This is a genomic window from Oleidesulfovibrio vietnamensis, assembly GCF_055388115.1.
Window position 1 is genome coordinate 3,601,116 of record NZ_AP042419.1, and the last position, 18,778, is coordinate 3,619,893.

At 58.0% G+C, this 18,778-nt stretch carries 18 protein-coding genes; 7 read left to right on the forward strand and 11 right to left on the reverse strand.

Translation table 11 applies throughout. The annotated features are described in order from the left end of the window. Positions 1-18: 18 nt before the first annotated feature. The 4 genes from ACZ5D1_RS16145 to ACZ5D1_RS16160 are packed head-to-tail and all read right to left on the reverse strand — an operon-like array spanning position 19 to position 6,094. Complete coding sequence (locus tag ACZ5D1_RS16145) at positions 19-1,068, reverse strand: HTH domain-containing protein (RefSeq protein WP_011367780.1); 1,050 nt, start codon at positions 1,066-1,068, stop codon at positions 19-21. Beyond that, on the reverse strand, positions 1,058-4,051 hold the full coding sequence (locus ACZ5D1_RS16150; protein ID WP_011367781.1) for a type I restriction endonuclease subunit R: 2,994 nt from the start codon (positions 4,049-4,051) through the stop codon (positions 1,058-1,060). Before ACZ5D1_RS16150 ends, ACZ5D1_RS16145 begins: the two co-directional genes overlap by 11 nt. Then, entirely contained in the window at positions 4,038-5,462 is a 1,425-nt protein-coding gene (locus ACZ5D1_RS16155; protein WP_011367782.1) for a restriction endonuclease subunit S, read from the reverse strand. Before ACZ5D1_RS16155 ends, ACZ5D1_RS16150 begins: the two co-directional genes overlap by 14 nt. Further along, positions 5,459-6,094 carry a hypothetical protein gene (locus ACZ5D1_RS16160; protein WP_464555483.1) on the reverse strand — a complete coding sequence of 212 codons (636 nt, stop codon included), beginning with the start codon at positions 6,092-6,094 and terminating at the stop codon, positions 5,459-5,461. Before ACZ5D1_RS16160 ends, ACZ5D1_RS16155 begins: the two co-directional genes overlap by 4 nt. 119 nt (positions 6,095-6,213) lie before the next feature. Here ACZ5D1_RS16160 and ACZ5D1_RS16165 point away from each other — a divergent pair, with 119 nt between their 5' ends. From ACZ5D1_RS16165 to ACZ5D1_RS16195, 7 genes are all read left to right on the forward strand, one after another. Next, positions 6,214-7,566, forward strand: coding sequence for an ISNCY family transposase (locus tag ACZ5D1_RS16165; RefSeq protein ID WP_011366651.1), 1,353 nt, complete (start codon positions 6,214-6,216; stop codon positions 7,564-7,566). 196 nt (positions 7,567-7,762) lie between these two features. Further along, the gene (locus ACZ5D1_RS16170) at positions 7,763-10,318 is read left to right on the forward strand and encodes a cation-translocating P-type ATPase (RefSeq protein WP_011367813.1); all 2,556 of its coding nucleotides are present in this window, start codon (positions 7,763-7,765) and stop codon (positions 10,316-10,318) included. Between the two features lie 63 nt (positions 10,319-10,381). Continuing rightward, positions 10,382-10,780: a hypothetical protein gene (locus ACZ5D1_RS16175; protein ID WP_011367814.1), complete on the forward strand. Its 399-nt coding sequence runs from the start codon at positions 10,382-10,384 to the stop codon at positions 10,778-10,780. A 168-nt stretch (positions 10,781-10,948) separates the two neighbouring features. Beyond that, positions 10,949-11,527 (forward strand): hypothetical protein, encoded by a 579-nt coding sequence (locus tag ACZ5D1_RS16180; RefSeq protein ID WP_011367815.1) that lies wholly within the window; start codon positions 10,949-10,951, stop codon positions 11,525-11,527. A gap of 71 nt (positions 11,528-11,598) precedes the next feature. Then, positions 11,599-12,165 carry a diheme cytochrome c gene (locus ACZ5D1_RS16185; RefSeq protein ID WP_011367816.1) on the forward strand — a complete coding sequence of 189 codons (567 nt, stop codon included), beginning with the start codon at positions 11,599-11,601 and terminating at the stop codon, positions 12,163-12,165. Between the two features lie 62 nt (positions 12,166-12,227). Continuing rightward, entirely contained in the window at positions 12,228-12,584 is a 357-nt protein-coding gene (locus tag ACZ5D1_RS16190) for an NfeD family protein (RefSeq protein WP_011367817.1), read from the forward strand. Next, entirely contained in the window at positions 12,568-13,374 is an 807-nt protein-coding gene (locus ACZ5D1_RS16195) for a hypothetical protein (protein WP_011367818.1), read from the forward strand. Before ACZ5D1_RS16190 ends, ACZ5D1_RS16195 begins: the two co-directional genes overlap by 17 nt. Before the next feature lie 32 nt (positions 13,375-13,406). Here the strand turns inward: ACZ5D1_RS16195 and ACZ5D1_RS16200 are convergent, their stop codons facing one another. The 7 genes from ACZ5D1_RS16200 to ACZ5D1_RS16230 are packed head-to-tail and all read right to left on the reverse strand — an operon-like array spanning position 13,407 to position 18,716. After that, the gene (locus ACZ5D1_RS16200) at positions 13,407-13,895 is read right to left on the reverse strand and encodes a phage virion morphogenesis protein (protein ID WP_464555485.1); all 489 of its coding nucleotides are present in this window, start codon (positions 13,893-13,895) and stop codon (positions 13,407-13,409) included. Beyond that, positions 13,885-14,244: a hypothetical protein gene (locus ACZ5D1_RS16205; protein ID WP_302413073.1), complete on the reverse strand. Its 360-nt coding sequence runs from the start codon at positions 14,242-14,244 to the stop codon at positions 13,885-13,887. The genes ACZ5D1_RS16200 and ACZ5D1_RS16205 overlap by 11 nt, the downstream gene beginning before the upstream one ends. Continuing rightward, a complete protein-coding gene (locus tag ACZ5D1_RS16210; RefSeq protein ID WP_022992998.1) occupies positions 14,231-14,695 on the reverse strand; it encodes a hypothetical protein in 465 nt (154 codons plus the stop codon). Before ACZ5D1_RS16210 ends, ACZ5D1_RS16205 begins: the two co-directional genes overlap by 14 nt. Further along, positions 14,682-15,041, reverse strand: coding sequence for a hypothetical protein (locus ACZ5D1_RS16215; protein ID WP_192905213.1), 360 nt, complete (start codon positions 15,039-15,041; stop codon positions 14,682-14,684). Before ACZ5D1_RS16215 ends, ACZ5D1_RS16210 begins: the two co-directional genes overlap by 14 nt. 18 nt (positions 15,042-15,059) lie before the next feature. Continuing rightward, positions 15,060-15,926: an HK97-fold major capsid protein gene (locus tag ACZ5D1_RS16220; RefSeq protein WP_464555486.1), complete on the reverse strand. Its 867-nt coding sequence runs from the start codon at positions 15,924-15,926 to the stop codon at positions 15,060-15,062. An 18-nt stretch (positions 15,927-15,944) separates the two neighbouring features. Beyond that, positions 15,945-16,307 (reverse strand): hypothetical protein, encoded by a 363-nt coding sequence (locus ACZ5D1_RS16225; RefSeq protein WP_205229066.1) that lies wholly within the window; start codon positions 16,305-16,307, stop codon positions 15,945-15,947. A gap of 12 nt (positions 16,308-16,319) precedes the next feature. Next, the gene (locus tag ACZ5D1_RS16230) at positions 16,320-18,716 is read right to left on the reverse strand and encodes a DNA adenine methylase (RefSeq protein WP_464555488.1); all 2,397 of its coding nucleotides are present in this window, start codon (positions 18,714-18,716) and stop codon (positions 16,320-16,322) included. Positions 18,717-18,778 lie beyond the last annotated feature (62 nt).

Genomic DNA, 18,778 nt, shown 5'->3' on the forward strand with positions numbered 1-18,778 from the left:
CGTCTCATCACAGCAAATTCATTCTGTTTCAGCTCTTACGGCACACTCTTCATCAATTTCAAAAAGATCAGGCGTCGAGCGATGGACGCCGATGCCGTGTTCCATCAGCAGCATTACAAGCTGTTCCCCGTTCATCAGGGCGATTGGGGTCTTGTCGGACTGGGCCGCTTCCTTGATGGCTCCGGCACTGAAGTCGCTGGTGGTGATGATCAGGCCTTGCTCGTGCGCCCCCAAACTGCCGCGCACCTGCTGTACCACCGGAGCCTGGATGTTGTTCTTGAGCTTCCATTTCTTGACCTGGACGGCCATCTTGATGCGGACCACGTCACCGACCACCAAGGTGCCCCGGACATCGATGCCGCCGTCTCCGCTGAGTTTGGTTACCTCGACCATCTCGAAACCCATCTCCGCCAGCAACTGCGAGATAAGTTCCTCGAACTCGCCGGGCTTCATGGCCAGCAGTCGTTCGCGCAAGACTTTCCGGACCTGGTGGTTGTGCTGCTCGATCTGGAACGCCAACCCACGCCCCATCCATTGGCTCAGGCCCACATTGCCACGGCCGTGCTGAACGAAGCGGGGCCGCTCACCACATTTCTGCTGGCGCTTGATCTCGGTGATCACCTGGGCGTACATGGTGGCCTCGGGCGTCTTGCCGCCGGTTACCAGCCAGCCTTTTTGCAGGGCCTTCTCGGTGATCTCTTTGTAATGCATCGGCTTCTTGCCGCCGAACGTCTCAAGCACTTTCTGAGCGCAATCGGTGAAGGAGAAACCTGCATTTACAGAAGGCGGTTTTGGAGTGTCCTCGACGAACGCAGGAACCGGTTCAGCGCCGCTCGGTATTTCAGCGGAATCCCGAAGCGCGAAGGTCTGAGGGCCGACCTTTACAAAGGGTGACTTGTCTCCGTTGTTCTTGATGTCGGAGTAGAGCCGGGCGCTGACAGTGGCGTCTGGGGTTTTCCCTCCGGATTGCCAGAGACCGGCAGCCATGATCTGCTCGGCGATATCCTTGGCGTGCAGTTCCGTTCCGGCCTGCTGCAAAACCTGAATGGCGGCCGTTTTAACGTCCATGGCTCGCCCCCGTTGCGGATTGTTCGGCCTGTTGCTGATAGGTCACGCCGAAGATGGTGTCGCCAAGCCATTTCTTGAACGACGGGTTGTCGCTGAACTGCTTGAACAGCTCGGTGTGGTCGGACAAGAGGTCGATCATGACGCGTTGCAGCGCGGCGTCGTGCTCGATCCGGGCGGTCTTCTTGTCGTTGTTCTTCATGGCGTTCTGGTAGGCCGCGTCCGCCGCGACCTTGGCCGGGATCTCCTCGGCAATGACCTTGCGGATCTTGTCGCCGTCCTTCCAATCGATGTTGCCGAACTGGTCGTTGAACGCCTTGATGATGTTGCTCAGTTGGTCCAGCTCCGGTTCCGGTTTGCGGCCACTACCGGTGGTCGGCACCGGTCCGATTTCGGCATCCTGATCCGGAAGGCCGATCTTCAGGCTGGTTTTCACCTCGACACGGTAGCTGTCCATGTCGATGGCCTCCAGGATGCCCCGGGACAGGTCCTCTTCCTTGGGCGCGGGGAGTTTCGGGATCAGGAAGTTCAGGAAGATCGACAGCTTTTCCCAGTCGGCATTCGAGTACGCCAGGATCGAGGACAGAAAGCCGTAGGTGCGGACGAAGGCCTTGGCTTTGCCTTTGAAGTCCACCTGGCCGTCCTCATCGAGATCGGCGTTGTAGGTGGCCACGCAGGCATCCAGGATCGGGTCGAGCTTGTCGCGGTCCGCGCCGTTCAGATAGAGCCCCACCAGGTCGTCGATTTGTACCTGCGAATAGACCTGGTAGCCGTCCAGATCCGACTTCAGATCATGGAGCTTGTTGGGGTCGGTCTCGTCACTGAGGATGGTGGTGCGGTAATAGGGCTCGAACGACCTCTGGATGGTCTCCGAGTCGTTGTAGAAATCGAGCACAAAAGTGTCGTGCTTCTGCGGATGGGCGCGATTGAGCCGCGAGAGGGTCTGCACCGCCTTGATGCCGGAGAGCGCCTTGTCCACGTACATGGTGTGCAGCAGCGGTTCGTCGTAGCCGGTCTGGAACTTGTCGGCGACGATCAGGAAGCGGTACGGGTCCTGTTGTACCTTGTCCGGGATCTGGCTGCTGGGAAAGCCGTTCAGCGTCGACTCGGTGACTTTCTTGCCGCCGTACTCGTGCTCCCCGGAAAAAGCCACGATGGGTGCGTAAGGGCTTTTGCGCTCTTTGAGATAGTCCCTGAAGGCGTGGAAATACTGGATGGCCCGCTCGATACCGTTGGTGATGACCATGGCCCGGGCATGGCCGCCGATCTTGCGGTGGCCGATCACCTGGGCGTGGAAATGGTCCACCATAATCTCCGCCTTCTCGCGGATGGCGTGCTCGTGGGACTCCACATAGCGGCGCAGCTTTTTCTGGGCCTTGTTGGCGTCGAAGAGCGGGTCGTCCTCCACGGTCTTGGCCAGGCGGTAATAGCTCTCCACCGGGGTGTAGTTCTTCAGCACATCGAGGATGAAACCCTCCTGGATGGCCTGCTTCATGGTGTAGCTGTGGAACGGGTGATGCTTCACGGTGCCGTCCGGCTGCGGGTCCGGCTCGCCGAAGATCTCCAGGGTCTTGTTCTTGGGGGTCGCGGTGAAGGCGAAGTAGCTGGCGTTGGTCACCATCTTCCGGCCTTCCATGATCTTGTTGATCTTGTCCTCGACCGTCTCTTCCTCCTCGTCATCAGAGCCGCCATAGGGCGCGGTCTCCTCCAGCACGCGGTTCATGGCAGCGGTGGTTTTGCCGCCCTGGCTGGAATGGGCCTCGTCGATGATGATGGCGAATTTGCTCTTGCGGTGTTCGTCACCGATCTCGTCGAGGATGAACGGAAACTTCTGCACGGTGGTGATGATGATTTTCTTCCCGGCCTTGAGGAATTTGCGTAGGTCGCCGGAGTGTTCGGCATGGCCGACTGTGGCGGAGACCTGGGCGAACTGCTTGATGGTGTCGCGGATCTGTTTGTCGAGCACCCGTCGGTCGGTGACCACGATCACCGAGTCGAACAACGCCTTGCTCTCGTGTTCCAGCCCCACAAGCTGGTGCGCCAGCCAGGCGATGGAGTTACTTTTGCCGCTGCCCGCCGAGTGCTGGATCAGGTAGCGCCTGCCGATGCCGCTCTCAGCGGCATTGGCCAGCAGCATGCGCACCACCTTCAACTGGTGGTAGCGAGGGAATATCTGCTTGTACCTCTTTTTGCCGGTCTTCTCGTCTTTTTCCTCCACCACCTGAGCGTAGTTTTCCAGGATGTCGGTCAGACCCTCCTTGGAGAGGGTCTCCTTCCAAAGGTAGTCGGTGGCGAGCCCGGCCGGGTTGGGCGGATTGCCCGCGCCATCGTTGTAGCCCTTGTCGAAGGGCAGAAACCACGAGCCCTTGCCCTTGAGGTGGGTACAGAAACGCACCTCGTGATCGTCCACGGCAAAATGCACGGCGCAGCGGCCGAACTGGAACAGCAGCTCCTTCGGGTCGCGGTCGCGCTGGTACTGTTGCACGGCATCGAGCACCGTCTGCTTGGTGAGTTTGTTCTTGAGTTCGAAGGTGGCGATGGGCAGGCCGTTGATGAACACGGCCATGTCGAGGGAGAGCGCGGTCTCGTTGCGGCTGTAGCGAAGCTGGCGGGTGACGCTGAAGATGTTGGCCGCGAACCGTTCGGCCGCCTTCACGTTGCCCGGCGTCGGCGTGCCGTAGAAAAGGTCCACATGGGCCGGGCCGTGCTTGATGCCGCCGCGCAGCACGTCTACCACGCCGCGTTTGGCGATTTCGCCCTGCAGGCGGTGCAGAAACTGGGTGCGCTTGGGGCCTTCCTCGTCGATGCCGAGAGCCTCATAGGTATCTGGTTGGGTGGCGGCGAGGAATTGCAGTAGTTTGGCCAGGTCGACAGCGTGTTCCCGGTCGTAGTCCTGCGGATCACCCTGAACGTATCCGGCATCCTCCACAAGGGAGGCGACGATAATCGATTCCAGGCCCTTTTCGCTGGTGTCAGTCGGTTTCATCCATGTCCCCCTCATCATCGATCACGTCATCGGCATCGGCGGTGTCCTCTTCCAGCGCCAGCAGCTCTTCATCGGCAACCTCCGGCACCTCGATTCCGCGGACATCCACCTGCCCGGTGACCACATCGGAAATCAGCCGGGTGCGGTATTCGCGCATCAGCTCGATCTCACGCTCGGCCCTTGAAATCGCCTGGCTTATCTCGGCGCACTTCTCATTGATGTGAGCAATAATCGCCCGCTGTTCCTCCAACGGCGGGAGCGGGAAGAACGCCCCCTTGATTGCACCTTGCGCCAAGCCAAAGCGGGTCACGCCGGTAGCGGCAATCCGGAACTGGTCAGCCACCGGGTCGGAAGAGAATGCCCTGAACAGAAACTCGCCTTCGATTTCACCTGAGAACGGTCTGATCAAGGCCAAGTGATAGGCACAAACGACGCCCGGAATTGTCTCGGGCACGAAAGTGGGAATGGCGATGTCGTCCCAACTTTCGGAATCCTTGGTGATGATCACGTCACCCGCTTTCAGCTCAAAAGCGCGAATCTCTTCCGGCGTGGCCGTGGCCTTCATGAAATCGATGGCGGCGGTGATGCGGTCGTTCTTGTAAACGTCCACGTAGTTGCAGAGCATGACCGGGACTTCGTCCTCGTTCGTGTTCTTGTCGACGCCACTGGCCCTGACCGCCGCCAGCGTGCGGAGCCGTCTGGCGTCCCAATGCTCCGGAATATCTCCGATCCATTCCACGCCGCTGGGCTTGAACTGGACCTTGGGATCAAGCCCCCGGGTCACGGCCTGGTTGATGACGTTCTGCTTCTGCTCCTTGAGAAGTTCAATGAATCGCCGCTTGTTGCGGATAAATTTTCGGAACAAGCGGTCTTGCGCCTTCAGGAATCGTGCGATGGTTTGCTGCTCTTCCTGCGGAGGGCAGACCACCGGCATGCTCAGAAATTTATCGGGATAGAGCCTGAGCCGGGAAGAACGAATGCCCGTTGACCGGCAAATGTATTCCGACCGATATCCTTCAATCCGCAACAGGCTGTCGAGATAGTAGTAGTCGTAATCCTGGTTGCTTCTTGGCCGGTAAACGCCATAGGCGGGACTCACAATTCCAGCATGGTTCGAGACGCCCAATGCAGACATCCAGGCCCACATCGTATTGATGATCAGATCGCCGGGTTGGCAACGTTTCTGACCGACATTCGACTCGGCCTTGAACATGGTCACGTTCTTCTGGCTGCGGGGAGTCACTCCGGTGATGTGAGACACCGAGAGCATTTCCTCATCGCCTGTCTGGGAGCGATCATCAATCTCTTTGAAGTAATACTTTGCCCGCTTCTCAGGCCAATGTGCGGGAATGCTCCCGACCCAGCTTACTCCCGCGTCCTTGTATTCTGGATAAGGAGCCAGCTTCATCATTCCGCCTCCCCAACAATCTGTTCCAGAAGGCCTTCCGTCTCCTGCTCCAGGGCGTAGATATCGGCCTTGATCTCATCGAGGGTGCGCATGGGCGCGGGCCGGTAGAAATGGCGGGTGAAGGAGATTTCGTAGCCCACCAGCGTCTTGCCCGGGTCGATCCAGGCATCCGAGGTGTAGGGCAGCACCTCGCGCCGGAAGAAGGCCTCGATGCCGCCGTCTTCCAGCAGCGGCACCTGTTCGCTGTCGCGCAGGGCGGTATCCGGCTCGTATTCGACCACGCAGGGCTTGCCGCCCAGTTCGGCCTCGAACAGGCCGTGGATGGGGTCGGGCGTGGCCTTACCCGGCTTGTGGACCTTCTTCAGCACCGGCGCGGCGTCCTCGCGGGTGTCGCAAAGTTCGCCCTGCAGCAGCTTCTTGCGCTTGGCAGTGAGCTTGACACCGTGCTTGTCGGCATCGGCATGGGCGACGTCCATGAAGGCGTTGAAATCGATGTGCGGCCCGGCTCCAAGAGCCTCGGCCACGCGGCGGGCCAGCTTGGCCAGCGGTTCTTCCTTGGCCTGGGCGCAGGCCCGATCGAACCGTTCCAGCCGGGCCGGGCTCAGGTCGACGGCAAGGCGCAGTGGCCGTTCCACAATCACCTTCCAGTAGCCGAAGGCCTCGTTGGGGAAGATCTTGGATTTTTCGGTCTCGCGGGGATGTTACCGGACAATGATATTGTCACCCCTGTCTGGGACAATAGAAATGTCATCCCATGAAGACACGTGGTGACGTACTCATGAAGGCAGAGGAAGCGCGGCGAGCGTTTGTGATCAAGCAGGCAGTGGCCGGAGCGTTCACGGTTCGGGAGGCGGGAGAAGTCCTTGGTTTGAGCTACCGGCAGGTGATTCGACTGAAAAATCGGTATCGTAAGGAGGGAGCCGTGGGCCTTGTCCACAAAGGACGGGGCAAAGCGTCGAATCGGAGAATTGCCCAGGAAATCCGTAAGTTCGTTGCCGAGAAGGCGAAAAGTGACTTTGAAGGGGCGAGCTGTCAGCATATGGAAGAACTTTTCGCTTCCAGGTACGGGCTTGAGCTCAGCGCCAAAAGTATCGGCAGGATACTCAAGGAACAGGGCGTGGCGTGTGCGCATCGTCACCGAAGTCCGAAGGGGCGCAGATGCCGGGAGCGGAGCCGTCGGAGGGGAGATTTGGTGCAGATGGACGCATCTCCGTTTGATTGGCTCGGGGACGGCGTTATGCGCTCGCTGCATGGAGCCATCGACGACGCCACCGGAGAGGTCGTGGGGCTTTGGATAGAGAAAAACGAATGTTTGTCGGGCTACTTGCGTGTTCTGAGACAGATGCTTGAGCGCCACGGCGTCCCCCGGGCGATCTACGCGGATCGGCATACGATCTTCGTTTCCCCGAAGACGGGCAAGCTGACGATCGAAGAGGAGCTCCAAGGCAAAGTCGCGCCCCAGACCCAGTTTGGCCGCGTGCTGGAGACCTTGGGGGTGCGCTTCATTGCTGCCCGGTCGCCGCAGGCCAAGGGACGCATCGAGCGACTGTGGAGGACGCTGCAGAGCCGTCTCGTGATTGCTTTTCGCTTGGCAGGGATCCGTACCGTGGAGGCGGCGAACGACTTTCTGGGCACGTATGCGGAGCAGATGCACAATCCCAAGTTTGCCGGAGCTCCGGCCGAAGCGCAAAACGCTTTTCTGCCTGTTGTGGAAGGAACGAATCTCGATCTGCTGCTGGCGCGCCACGAGCAGCGCAAGGCCTGTGGAGATTCCACCGTAGCTTTCGGCGGGCAGAAGTACCGTCTTCAGGATAGTCGGGGCCGCACAAGACTGCTTCGGCGCGGCAAGGCGGTCACCGTGGTCGAAAAGCTTGATGACGAGCTCATGGCGCTGGCGGACGGAGAGGCCTTTGTCCTTGTCCCCGTTGTCACGGGAAAATCTTCGGAAGAACCGGCTTCTGAGGAAAAATCGTTGGCAAGAGGGGCCCAGGAACGGGAGCAGACCTCCCCTGCGGCAGAATCCTCATGGCACTGGTATCTTCACCCTCGTGAACCCATAGCGAGGGCGATTCATAACCCCCAGGAGACAACTCCGGGGACTTGGTAGGGGAACAACAACCATTGGTGGAAACCATGACATTTTTATTGTCCCAAACCGTCCCAAAAAGGTGACATTTTCATTGGCTGTTTACAATTTAAATCGTCTGTCAATATCATATAAATATTGGGTTTAGCTAGGATTGAAAAATATAATGTCTGAGAATTGAAATTATAGTTATTTATTTGGGAGTAATTAGTCGGTTATGACCATATTAGACATTGGAGGGCTGCCCGGACTCAGCGCAAAAGATGCCCGCGCCCGTTTTGAGAATGAAGGTCCGAACGAGCTTCCGACACAGAAAAAGCGCAGTCTGCTGACCATCGGCCTCGAAGTCGCCCGTGAGCCTATGTTTCTCATGCTCGTTGCAGCGGGAAGCTTGTACCTTCTTATGGGTGAGCCGGCCGATGCGTTGATGCTGCTCGGTTTCGTATTCGTTGTCATGGCCATCACCATCATCCAGGAACGGCGCACCGAACGTGCACTTGAAGCACTGCGCGACCTGTCGAGCCCCCGTGCCCTGGTGATTCGTGACGGCGTGCACCGGCGGATCGCCGGGCGCGAGGTGGTCAGGGGTGATCTGGTCATCCTTGGCGAAGGCGACCGTGTGCCGGCCGATGGCTTATTGAGACGATGCATCAACCTTTCGACAGATGAATCGCTGTTGACCGGCGAGTCCGTCCCGGTCAGGAAAGTCGCATCGGAACAAGCCCGGGAATTGGACAAACCTGGTGGCGATGACCTGCCCTCGGTATTTTCAGGAACCTTGGTCACCGCCGGCCAGGGCATTGCCGAAATTGTGGCCACCGGAGTCGATTCGCAGCTCGGAAAGATCGGCAAGGCGCTGGAACGCGTCGCGCCGGAGCCGACACTTTTGCAAAAAGAGACTCGCAGGCTGGTGCGCACCTTTGCCATCGTGGGGCTCATGGCCTGTACCATGGTGGTCGTGGTCTTTGCGGTCACCCGAGGTGGTGGTGTCCATGTCTGGAAGCAAGGCTTGCTCGCAGGCATCGCCATGGCCATGGCCACCCTGCCCGAAGAGTTCCCGGTAGTGCTGACCGTGTTTCTGGCCCTGGGTGCCTGGCGCATCTCGCGCAGCCAGGTATTGACCCGGCGCATGCCGGCGGTGGAGACCCTGGGAGCGGCCACCGTTTTATGCGTCGATAAAACCGGAACACTTACCCAGAACCGGATGACCCTGCGCCAGCTTGCCGTATCATCAAGCGCTGTAGATTTGGCGAATCACCAGGATGAACTGCCCGAGGTGCTGCATAGCCTGCTTGAAAACGCCATCCTGGCCAGCAAGCGTGACCCCTTCGACCCCATGGAGCGGGCGCTGCACGAGGCCGGCGACCGGCTGATCAAAAACACGGAGCACCTGCATCCGGGGTGGTCTCTGGCACATGAGTATCCGCTGACCCCAAGCCTGCTTGCCGTGAGTCATGCCTGGCTCACAGGAAATGGCGACGAAGTTGTGGTGGCCTCCAAAGGGGCTCCCGAGGCCATCGCGGATCTCTGTCATCTGAGCCCGGAGCATAAGCAATCGCTCTCTCGATGGGTGGATGCCCTTTCTTCCCAAGGTCTTCGCGTTCTTGGTGTGGCACGAGGTGTCGCGAGCCGGGATACCCTGCCTGGGGTGCATCACGACCTTTCACTGGAGATGGTCGGCCTGCTCGGGTTTGAGGATCCTTTGCGTCCGACAGTACCTGCTGCGGTCGCTGAATGCCGGGCGGCCGGTGTTCGCGTGGTGATGATTACCGGTGACTATCCCACCACCGCCCAGAGCATCGCCCGGCAGGCCGGGATTTCGAATTGCGATACGGTGATCTCCGGAGTTGAGCTCGACACGATGTCAAACGAGGATCTGGCCGGGCGAATAAAGCAGGTGCAGGTTTTCGCCCGTGTCGTTCCCGAACAGAAGCTGCGCATCGTCAACGCGCTAAAGGCCAACCGGGAGGTGGTCGCCATGACCGGTGACGGGGTCAATGATGCCCCGGCCCTGAAAACGGCCCACATCGGCATTGCCATGGGCGGTCGCGGCACGGACGTGGCCCGCGAGTCCGCGTCTCTGGTGCTCCTGGACGATGATTTTTCATCCATTGTCGCCGCGGTGCGTCTTGGACGGCGCATCTTCGACAACATCAAAAAAGCCATCGCCTTTATCCTGGCGGTGCATGTACCCATAGCAGGGTTGTCTATGATCCCGGTCTTCTTTACCGACTGGCCGCTGCTTTTGCTGCCGGTCCACATCGTGTTCCTGGAGTTGATCATCGACCCGGCCTGCTCCCTGATCTTCGAGGCCGAGCATGCCGAGGCCAATGTGATGCAGCGCCCCCCCAGGAACCCGGATGAGCGACTTTTTTCGATACGGACCATCGGTGTCGCCGTGATGCAAGGCCTCAGTGTTCTTGCAGTCTGCCTGGGTGTGTTTCTGCTGGCACGATCCAGCCACTCGGCAGAAGTTGCACGGGCGCTGACCTTTGCAACTCTGGTTGTGGCCTTCATTGTCATCATTCTCGTCAACCGCTCGTGGACCAGATCCGCCTTTGCCATGCTGCGTGTCCCAAATACAGCCTTGAAATGGGTGGTATCCGGTGCGGTCATCTTTCTTGCGGCTATTCTGACTGTCCCGCTAGCACAGCGCCTTTTTGACTTTGCGCCACTTCATCTGGTGGATCTTGCTATCAGCTTGGGAGCTGGATTGGTCTGCGTTCTGTGGTTCGAATTACTGAAAATCGCCAGACGATACCAGAGGGTCTGAACTTAATTGGAGTGGTATCAACCTGCATCATCCCCAAAGATGATGGATCTAAAGGAGTCGACAATGGACTTGGAAGATCTTTTAAATCGTGACCATCACCGCCGCAGAAGCGGATACCGCGATCATGAAAAAAAACACGGGCATTATTGGGGCCGTCATGATGATAACCGGCATGCTCTGTTCGACCGAGATCATCACGATGACAATGACCAGTGGCGTATGCACGGTAATCAGCAATACAACCATCACAACCATGACGTATTCAATCTCTCGCACCTCTTACCCCTTCTGCTTGCCAACAAGAAACTTCTGATCTTAGCCGGTATTGTGGTCCTGGCAATCATTGTCATTGCCATCGTCGTTGTACTGCCACTGTTCGGTCAAGCCATCGACTTTATCAGCAAAAGCGGGCTTCAGAGCGTTATCGACCGACTGCTGCAATTAACGGGTGGTGCGAAGTAGGTATTTCCGTGCGGTTTTCCGACCTGTAAACCCGCACGATCTACCAGCGATAGCCCTGGTCCATGGCGTCGCATCGGAATTGGCTTAGATAAAAGGACCGAAACGATGATTTAGCCGAATCTCGTAATCGGCGCCTGACTGTTAATTGAACTTGGGGGAAAAATGTACATGCATAAAATCATCCTGTTATCCTTAATAGCTATCTGTATCGCAGGATTCGGGTCCTTGTTTGCTACCACCGGCATGGCCGATGATGAACATGGATTTAGAAGGCATTTTGAGCGGGAAGACCAGCACAGCATCCCATTTTTGGAATCCGACAACGAGGGCAATGAAACCGCCGGCCAGATGGCAGCATGGCTTCTGCTTGTGGCCAACCTACCCGTGGCATTGAGCCTTTTGATAAAAGGGACGAATCGATTTGCGCCGTTACCAACCGAGTTAAAGAATGCACTAAAGAAATTGAATCGGACGCAGAAAAACGCCCTCATGTGGCTGCATTTCTATCTCAATCCGGCGATTCTTGGCATTGCCCTATGGCATTGGTTGTCCTCGCGCTGCAAATCGACGGCCCTGCCGGAACTTGGGCTGATAGTGATGGTAACCGTCGTCGTTTTAGGCCTTCTGATTAAATTCAAGTTGTGCCCCAAAGCCATTCGCAAATATGCTTATCAGATACATACGCAACCGGTGATATTTCTTGCCATGTTTCTGGTTTTAACGGTCGGACATCTGATCGTTGATTAACCTTGACCTTCAATAGGGAGAAATCAGGTATCCCTTTGCATAACCGGTATCGACCGGAAAGGAGGCAAACCATGAATCTTTCTCGCATTAGAGCCATCGGATGGGTATCGTTGTTAATGGTTTTGGTTGTATTTACACCGACCATAGGCGCCGACGATGATGGCAGAAAGCATCAACAGCGCGAACGCAAACACCATGACAACAATCATTCTGGTGACGGGAACCTGAAGCAGGTCAGCAATTCCACCTATGCCGACCAATGCGGGGCCTGCCATTTTGCCTATCAGCCGGAGTTATTGCCGGCCGCATCGTGGAAAAAAATCCTTGAGGGCACCGATGACCATTTTGGAGAGACGGTGGACCTTGGTGAGGATGCAAGGCTTGAGATCAGCGGTTATCTGGCATCAAATGCCGCTGATAAATCATCTGCCAAACTATCTGGCAAAATAATGCGCTGTCTGGGAGGCATGACACCGCTGCGAATCACAGACATTCCTTGTATTCGCAAGGAGCATCATGAAATCACGCCGCAGGCCGTCCAAAGAAAGTCTGTGGGTTCATTGTCGAACTGTGTCGCTTGCCATCGAACTGCGGAAAGCGGTGTATACGACGATGATAATGTATCCATGCCTGAATAATAGCGGCAGTATCTTTCAGGATTAAAATCAGAATAAATCGCCCATAGGCCGCCGAGGCCCCTATGAAATATGGCCTGATTACAGTACTCATCTGCATCGTCCTTTATGAAATCTTCGAGCATCTCATCCTCCCGTTGTTCTGGATGATTCGATACCGCAAGCGGAATTCAGCTTGCGGTCCTGAGGGCATGATTGGAAAAATATGTAAGGTTCAGCAGTGGAACGGTACCAGCGGCAAGGTGAAGGTTGGCGCTGAACTGTGGAATGCGAGCAGTCCGTCACCGCTGATTCCGGGAGACGAGCCGGTGATCAAGAGCATCGAAGGGCTGACGTTGCGGGTTTCATCTCAATCGGAAAGGCTGCCCGATTTACCGATAAAGAGGTTCGACAAGGATCATGCAGATGATTCCTCAAAATAGGTACCGATTAAACGAGTATCAGATATCCAAGATGGCGGATGGCCGCCTTTGGTGGAATTCCCATACCGGTTTTGCAATTCAGATTGGTGGACCGTGTTATATTTATGGAAATGTATTGTTGATGGGAGACCGACGCGGTGAAGAAAACGGGTTTATGAAATCGGAATTTCTGGATTATCTGAAAAATTTCCCATTGTGGAATGGAACCCGGTACTATTGTTTTTCTTCCGCTATAATGGATACAGCTACCGGTGGTCACCTCAGCGAAGAAAGATTACAGCGATTGACTCGCTTGCCTACTGCACCCGATTTTGACGCCATCGTCGATGGAAAGGCTGAAACCTTCAAGTTGGGGAAATATCAGATATCCATCTCCATCGAAGGTGATATCAAATGGAAGTCTTATTCCGGAATAAGCCAAATTATCGAAGGTTCTGTTTTGATCGAGTCCGATATCCTATTTATAGGTCCGAAACTATGTGACGCTCCTGAAAAAAGCAAAAGGGAATTCATACACACCTTGCAATCTCTTCCAAAATGGAATCGAACGACTTTTTGGTGTCGCAGCTTAGCATTACAGCCTGTTTCAACTGATAAAAAAAGGTCGGCACATGTCGTCGTCAAAAGTGCAAAAATTCTCCAACCAGCGGAAAGAGAGTTTAGAAACCATCAACGAAAATTTGTCCAAGAGATGTGGCCCCACGTGACTGATGTTAGTGCCAAATGGGCCTCAAGAATAAGGACTAAATGGATTGAAAAGAAAAAAGCGTTTCGGAATAAAATTGATTAAAATCTATAAGTCGCGCTGTTTACCTAAGGCAGTTAAAATCCTTCGTTCCTAATCGCCTTTATGAAATTCTCAGCAATCTGATCCCTGTATTTTTCCATGACCGGGTGCAGAAACGGCCGCGGTGGGATGATGATGATCGCACCATTCGGATGTTTGATGGTGGCTCCGTACTCCATGACGGCACCGATGTTCACCATGTCTTCCCCGTCCTTGTTGACGGTGCCGCGCAGCAGGCCGACGAACGCCTTGTCGGCCATGATTTTCTGGGTGATGGCGTTGACCAGAAAGCCGGTGTCGATGAGCGCCTTGCTTGAGCCTTTGCGCTCGATGGTGCTCTCGGCGAGTTTCACGAAGGCCTGTCCGCCCGGGGCCTGGGAGCGAATCCCCCGCTGAATCTCGCGCACCAGAAAAAGGGCGTTGCGGATCGTGGCCTGACGCAGGGCCGTGGCCAGGCGCGGCCCCATGCCGGTGGTCAGCTTGGCGCGGGCCTTGTCCCAGTCACCGGTCCGCCTAACGCCCATTGAGCTTCACCAGTTGCAGATTCTTGTGAGTGACAGTGCCGAAGAAGTGTTCTTCTTCCACACTCTGTATGCGATAGGTTTCCCAGTCTGCGGCCAGGCGGTCTTCACCCCGGACGTCGGCATCCGGAAGGACACAGGCGAGCGCGTCGATCTTGCCGCTCAGCTCCTCCGGCGGGGTTTCGTTCAGTTCGAGGGGGATGACGGAGATTTCCGTGTATTCGGCATCGTCGGTGCCGTAGAGCCGCTCGCCGGGAACCACGCGCAGGATGCGTGCGGTCTGGCCCGAGGAGAGGATCAGCCGGGCGACATCGGCCACGGCTTCGGCGCGTTCCCGGTCATTCAACAACATCGAGATCGATCCCTTGTTCGTAGATGACCGGCGTAAGGCCGCTCGGGGTCAGGATGTAGGCTTCCTGATCGAGCTGGGTGGCCGGACGCAGCTCGGTGAGCCGCTGCCGGTAGTCGGCGAGCAGATCGGCCTCGAGCTTGGCCCAGTGGCCGGGCTGTCCGGTTTTGTCCACTCTCTTGTCGCCGCTGGAAAAGGAGAAGGCGTTGGCGGTGGCCGAACGCATGACCTGGCAGGCGTGGATCTGCGCCATGATCACCAGGAGCTCGCGGACCTCGCCGGTGGGATCGGGGGTGATCTCTCCGGCCGTTACCGTCAGCGATTGGTCGAGGTCACGGCCGACCCGGAAAACGGCCTTCCGGACGCATCTCTCCAGAGTCTGGTCCTCGAAGAGAGATGCGCCCGGATCGGACAGGTCGAGCCGCAGGTCGGCGATCAGGTCACTCAGCAGCACCTTGCAGGCCCTCCAGACGGCTCTTGAGCGCGTCGATCACCGTGCGGCGTTTCTCGGTTTCCATGTAGCCTTTGAGGGTCTCTGGATTGGCTTCCTCGTTGACCCTGGAGATGGCGTCGGTGGCTGAGAGTTTGCTCAGGTCCACCGGTTCCGCGTCCTGGTCGGGTTCTGGAGGGGCGAGCGGTTCCTGCTTCGGTTTGTCGGCCATGGCCAGGCGGCCATTCTTGAGCGCCGCCTGGATCTGCTTGGTGAGGCGTTCCACCTCGACCACCTGGCCGGGCTTGAGTTTCAGCCCGGCGTCGGGGATCACCAGAACGCCGGGACGGATGTTCTTGATTCGATTCATCTCACGTCACCTCCCGGATTACGGAACCAGTTTGACCTTGGCCATGATGTCGGGGCGGGTAATGCCCTGGCCGATTTCGGACCACACCAGCCAGCCGGTCTTGAAGCGGGTCTTCTGATCGATGGACTCCGTCTTCAGGTTTTCGCGCACCGGCATCTTTCCGACCTCTTCATCCGGGACGATGATGATCTCGTCCAGCGGCATGGAGGCGGTCAGCAGAATGCCGCCGGTGCCGTAGTTCTTGATGACACCCTTCTGGCGCAGCTCGAGCTTGGTCTGGGGATCGAGGTTCCAGCCGCGCATGTCGTTGAACCGGCGGCCGCGCATGACGATGTACTTCACCGACAGCTCCAGGTCCTCGATGATCGAGATGGCTTCGTTCAGCGCCTCTTCGGTGAGCAGGTCGCCGGTGACCTCGATGGTGTTGGTCGTCGGGATGGCCGAGGAGAGCACCGAGATGGTGCGGCGGTCCATCTCCTTGCGGATGGCGTCGGCGGCGCTGGTCTGGATGTCCATCAGCGTGCCGATGTTGCCGTTCTTGAGGACGGACACGTCCACCATCGGATTGGAGTGGATGCGATTAGTTGGGAACTCGACTTCGTCCTTGCCCACCTCCTGCTCCTGGGCGTCGCCGTCCTTGCTGATCCAGTGGGCCTTGACGGTCGGTTTCTTCTGGTAAACCGGACGTTCGCCCTTGGGCAGCGTGTGCTTGGTGAGCAGCAGCGAGGAGATCTCCTTGCGCTTGATCTCCTGTTCGATGGGCGCGGCAATGGCGGCGGCAAGCGCCCGCATGCCTTCGGGCGACTCGAGAGCCTCGCTCATGAGCCGCGCCATGGTTTCTTCCATGTACTCCTGGGAGTGGATCTTCAACTGATTGGTTTTCATGTGCGTTGGCTCCTTGGGTTAGACGAGCAGGCGAAATTTGAGGACGCCGCTCTGTACGGAAATGGCGTGGGCGACCACGTGCTCTCCGGCCGCGACGCCGTTGGTCAGGCGACCGTTCGCCGAAACTTTCAGGTCGTCTCCGGCGACGACGGTCCCTTCGAAGACGTCGGTCTCGTAGACGCCGCCATCGCAGTAGATACCGGGCATTTCGCCACCGGCGTAGTCCTTGATCAGGATGCCGAAGGAGCGCTTGGTGGGATCGGTGTTGACGGCGAACAGGTCGTCGCCGACCACGCGGACCACCTGGCCGAGCTGACCGTCGCCCTGGATGTGGCCGTCGCCATAGGCGAGGCTGCGGTGACACGGATTGATGAATGACATGGTGTTTCCTCCTTATGCGTTGATTTCCGAGTGTTCGGGAGAGTCCTCGCCGACACGGTTGCGGTAAGCGGCCATGAACCCGTCGCGCAGGCGGTCCTCGAGCGATACCTTGCGGTCGTCCACATCGTGGGGCCGGACACCGGCGTCGCTGCGCAGCGGGGTTTCCGTCGATGCCTTGGCGGCGGGCTTGCCGCCCGGATCGCTGTCGGCGGGTTTCTCTTCCTTGTCCTTGTCCGCTTTTGCCGATTTGGGCAGGCGTTCGTAAGCGGCTTCGGTCGCGGCGAAGGCTTCGTCGGACAGTTCGGCCAGGCGTTTCAGTTCGGCTTCCCGGTCCTCCTCGGAAGCGAAGGAGAGTCCCTGCTTCTCCAGACGGGTGAGCAGCTTCTTGGCCCGGGAGCGGCAGGCGACCGCCTTTTGTTCGGCTTCCAGTTCCTGGACGCGTTTCTGCAGCTCGGCGACCTGGGCCTTGAGCTGCCGGTTTTCCTTTTCCAGGTCGGTAACGCGGGCAGGATCGCCTTCCTGCTGGGCCGGTTTCTTCTTGGCCGCTTCGACGGCCTGGTCATCGGTGGGTTTGGTTTTGTCTTCCATCGTGGAATCTCCTTCGGGTTGGGATTGGTCGGGCTGGCTCTGAAGGGACGCCACCTGCAGAATCCTGGCGTTCTCGTCCGCGCCCTTGCGGTCGAGCAGCCCCAGTCCGGTGAAAGTGACGCCGTGCAGAATCTCGAAAACGGGTTGGCCATTGAAATCACGGCCCTTGAACTTGCGCAGGTGGGTGCAGTAGTCGGCCTTGTTCTGGAAGCGCTTATGGCAGACCGAACATTCGCCTTCCTGGTAGTCGCACTCCATGGAGACCTGGGAGATGATCCCGCGCTTTATCAGCTTGTAGGCCAGCCGGGCGGCCGGGGTGTCGTGGACGTACAGCTCGCCGACGCATTCCACGCGGCCGCCGTTGTCGTCCTCCAGGTAGTCGGCGGCGACGATGCCACCGACGATGTCGTTGAACTCCTGCGAATGCTGCAGATCGACCTTCTTGTTCACGGCCGTCATGTGCCGACCGGACAACTCCTCGGCGGTGAAGTGGTCGCCGTTCTTGTTGGTTCCGGTGCGGCAGAGCACGAAGCTGAACTGGGGGTCGCCCGCCGAACCTACATCCATGGCCTCGGTCGCGAGGCGTTCACCATCGCCCAGCCGGATGTCCACGGGGATGCTGGTGTGGAAGTTCGCGGCGGCGGCCATCGGAACGGGCTTCTCCTCCCGTTCGGCGCTGGCCTTGGCCCCGGGAGCGCAGACGAACAGACGCTCCTTGGCGTTGGAAGCCTCGCCGTGCTTGGAGGTGATGGCGTAGTGGTGATCCTTGGACTTCATCCGGCTCTGTTTGCCGAATGAGCCGATGATCCGCTTCATCTCCTGCTCGTTGGGATAGGCGTGATCGCGGTAGGAAATCAGCCAGTGCGGAATGTGCTTGGCGTTGCCGAGAAAGGTCTGGAAGAACTCGCTGGCGTTGGCCTTGGTGACGGTCTTGTGGTCGGTCTCGTAATACTTGACCTTGGTGTCGGCCTTGATTTCGAGCCCTTCCCAATAGGTCATGAGCCCCTCCACGAAGTGGTAGGCCCGCTCGTAGTTGGTGGTCGAAAACTCGGTGGCGTAGGGCGGATCGAAGTAGGCCAGATCCGCCTTGGCTTTCGACAGCAGGTCGTTGATGTCCTGCCGGTATGCCTTGTTCTCCTTGTCGTTGTCGAAGACCAGGGCGTTGATGCGCTGCAGGTTCTTGCGCAGACGATCCTTGAATTCGTCTGGGGTGTCCTGGCGGCGGCCATAGTCGGTGGACGACGAGAAGTGGCCGAAGCCGCCCTTGCCGCTCATGCAGGTCTTGCCGAGGCCGAACAGAGCGATGTCTTTCTTGAAGCCGGAGAGCTTGTCGCAGTTGGCGCGGATGGTGTCGATCAGCGCATGGACGCCCTTGGCGAAGAAAATGCCCTTGAAGTTGTCCTGAACGAAGCTGCCCGCCTTGGCGTTGTCGGCCAGGAGCGCCTCGATCTCGTCCTCGCTCAGGCGAACCGAGTTGTTCTCGATGATCGCCTTGGCGGCGTGGTGGCAGTAGCGGAGCCGGTCGTTGGCGATGACCTGGAGGCCCTTGGTCTTGTACATGTAGGCCACGACCGCAGACCCCGAAAAGGCGTCGAGCACGGTGCCAACGCCTTCCGGGGTATGCTTCCAGATCCAGTCGACGAGCTTCTGCTTACTGCCGATGTAGTTGGTGATGTACTTGGGGCGCTTCTCGGGAGGGAGCTCTTCAGGAGCGGACTGTTCGGCGGCCTCGGACCCGAGCGCATCGGGATCGAGAGTCAGCGCCGCATCGGCCTCCAGTAGAAACGCCAGCCTTTCCAGGTCTGTGGCGAACAGTTCCATCAACGTCTCCGGTCAGTTTGCTGTGCTCTCCGCGACCTGCGGGGAGCGTTCAGCGGTTACTT

Excerpts from the sequence above, each read along its gene's own strand:
- ACZ5D1_RS16145 (WP_011367780.1), bottom strand. The coding sequence starts at position 1,068 with ATGGACGTTAAAACGGCCGCCATTCAGGTTTTGCAGCAGGCCGGAACG.
- ACZ5D1_RS16150 (WP_011367781.1), bottom strand. The coding sequence starts at position 4,051 with ATGAAACCGACTGACACCAGCGAAAAGGGCCTGGAATCGATTATCGTC.
- ACZ5D1_RS16155 (WP_011367782.1), bottom strand. The coding sequence starts at position 5,462 with ATGATGAAGCTGGCTCCTTATCCAGAATACAAGGACGCGGGAGTAAGC.
- ACZ5D1_RS16165 (WP_011366651.1), top strand. The coding sequence starts at position 6,214 with ATGAAGACACGTGGTGACGTACTCATGAAGGCAGAGGAAGCGCGGCGA.
- ACZ5D1_RS16170 (WP_011367813.1), top strand. The coding sequence starts at position 7,763 with ATGACCATATTAGACATTGGAGGGCTGCCCGGACTCAGCGCAAAAGAT.
- ACZ5D1_RS16175 (WP_011367814.1), top strand. The coding sequence starts at position 10,382 with ATGGACTTGGAAGATCTTTTAAATCGTGACCATCACCGCCGCAGAAGC.
- ACZ5D1_RS16180 (WP_011367815.1), top strand. The coding sequence starts at position 10,949 with ATGCATAAAATCATCCTGTTATCCTTAATAGCTATCTGTATCGCAGGA.
- ACZ5D1_RS16185 (WP_011367816.1), top strand. The coding sequence starts at position 11,599 with ATGAATCTTTCTCGCATTAGAGCCATCGGATGGGTATCGTTGTTAATG.
- ACZ5D1_RS16190 (WP_011367817.1), top strand. The coding sequence starts at position 12,228 with ATGAAATATGGCCTGATTACAGTACTCATCTGCATCGTCCTTTATGAA.
- ACZ5D1_RS16195 (WP_011367818.1), top strand. The coding sequence starts at position 12,568 with ATGATTCCTCAAAATAGGTACCGATTAAACGAGTATCAGATATCCAAG.
- ACZ5D1_RS16200 (WP_464555485.1), bottom strand. The coding sequence starts at position 13,895 with ATGGGCGTTAGGCGGACCGGTGACTGGGACAAGGCCCGCGCCAAGCTG.
- ACZ5D1_RS16205 (WP_302413073.1), bottom strand. The coding sequence starts at position 14,244 with ATGTTGTTGAATGACCGGGAACGCGCCGAAGCCGTGGCCGATGTCGCC.
- ACZ5D1_RS16215 (WP_192905213.1), bottom strand. The coding sequence starts at position 15,041 with ATGAATCGAATCAAGAACATCCGTCCCGGCGTTCTGGTGATCCCCGAC.
- ACZ5D1_RS16220 (WP_464555486.1), bottom strand. The coding sequence starts at position 15,926 with ATGAAAACCAATCAGTTGAAGATCCACTCCCAGGAGTACATGGAAGAA.
- ACZ5D1_RS16225 (WP_205229066.1), bottom strand. The coding sequence starts at position 16,307 with ATGTCATTCATCAATCCGTGTCACCGCAGCCTCGCCTATGGCGACGGC.
- ACZ5D1_RS16230 (WP_464555488.1), bottom strand. The coding sequence starts at position 18,716 with ATGGAACTGTTCGCCACAGACCTGGAAAGGCTGGCGTTTCTACTGGAG.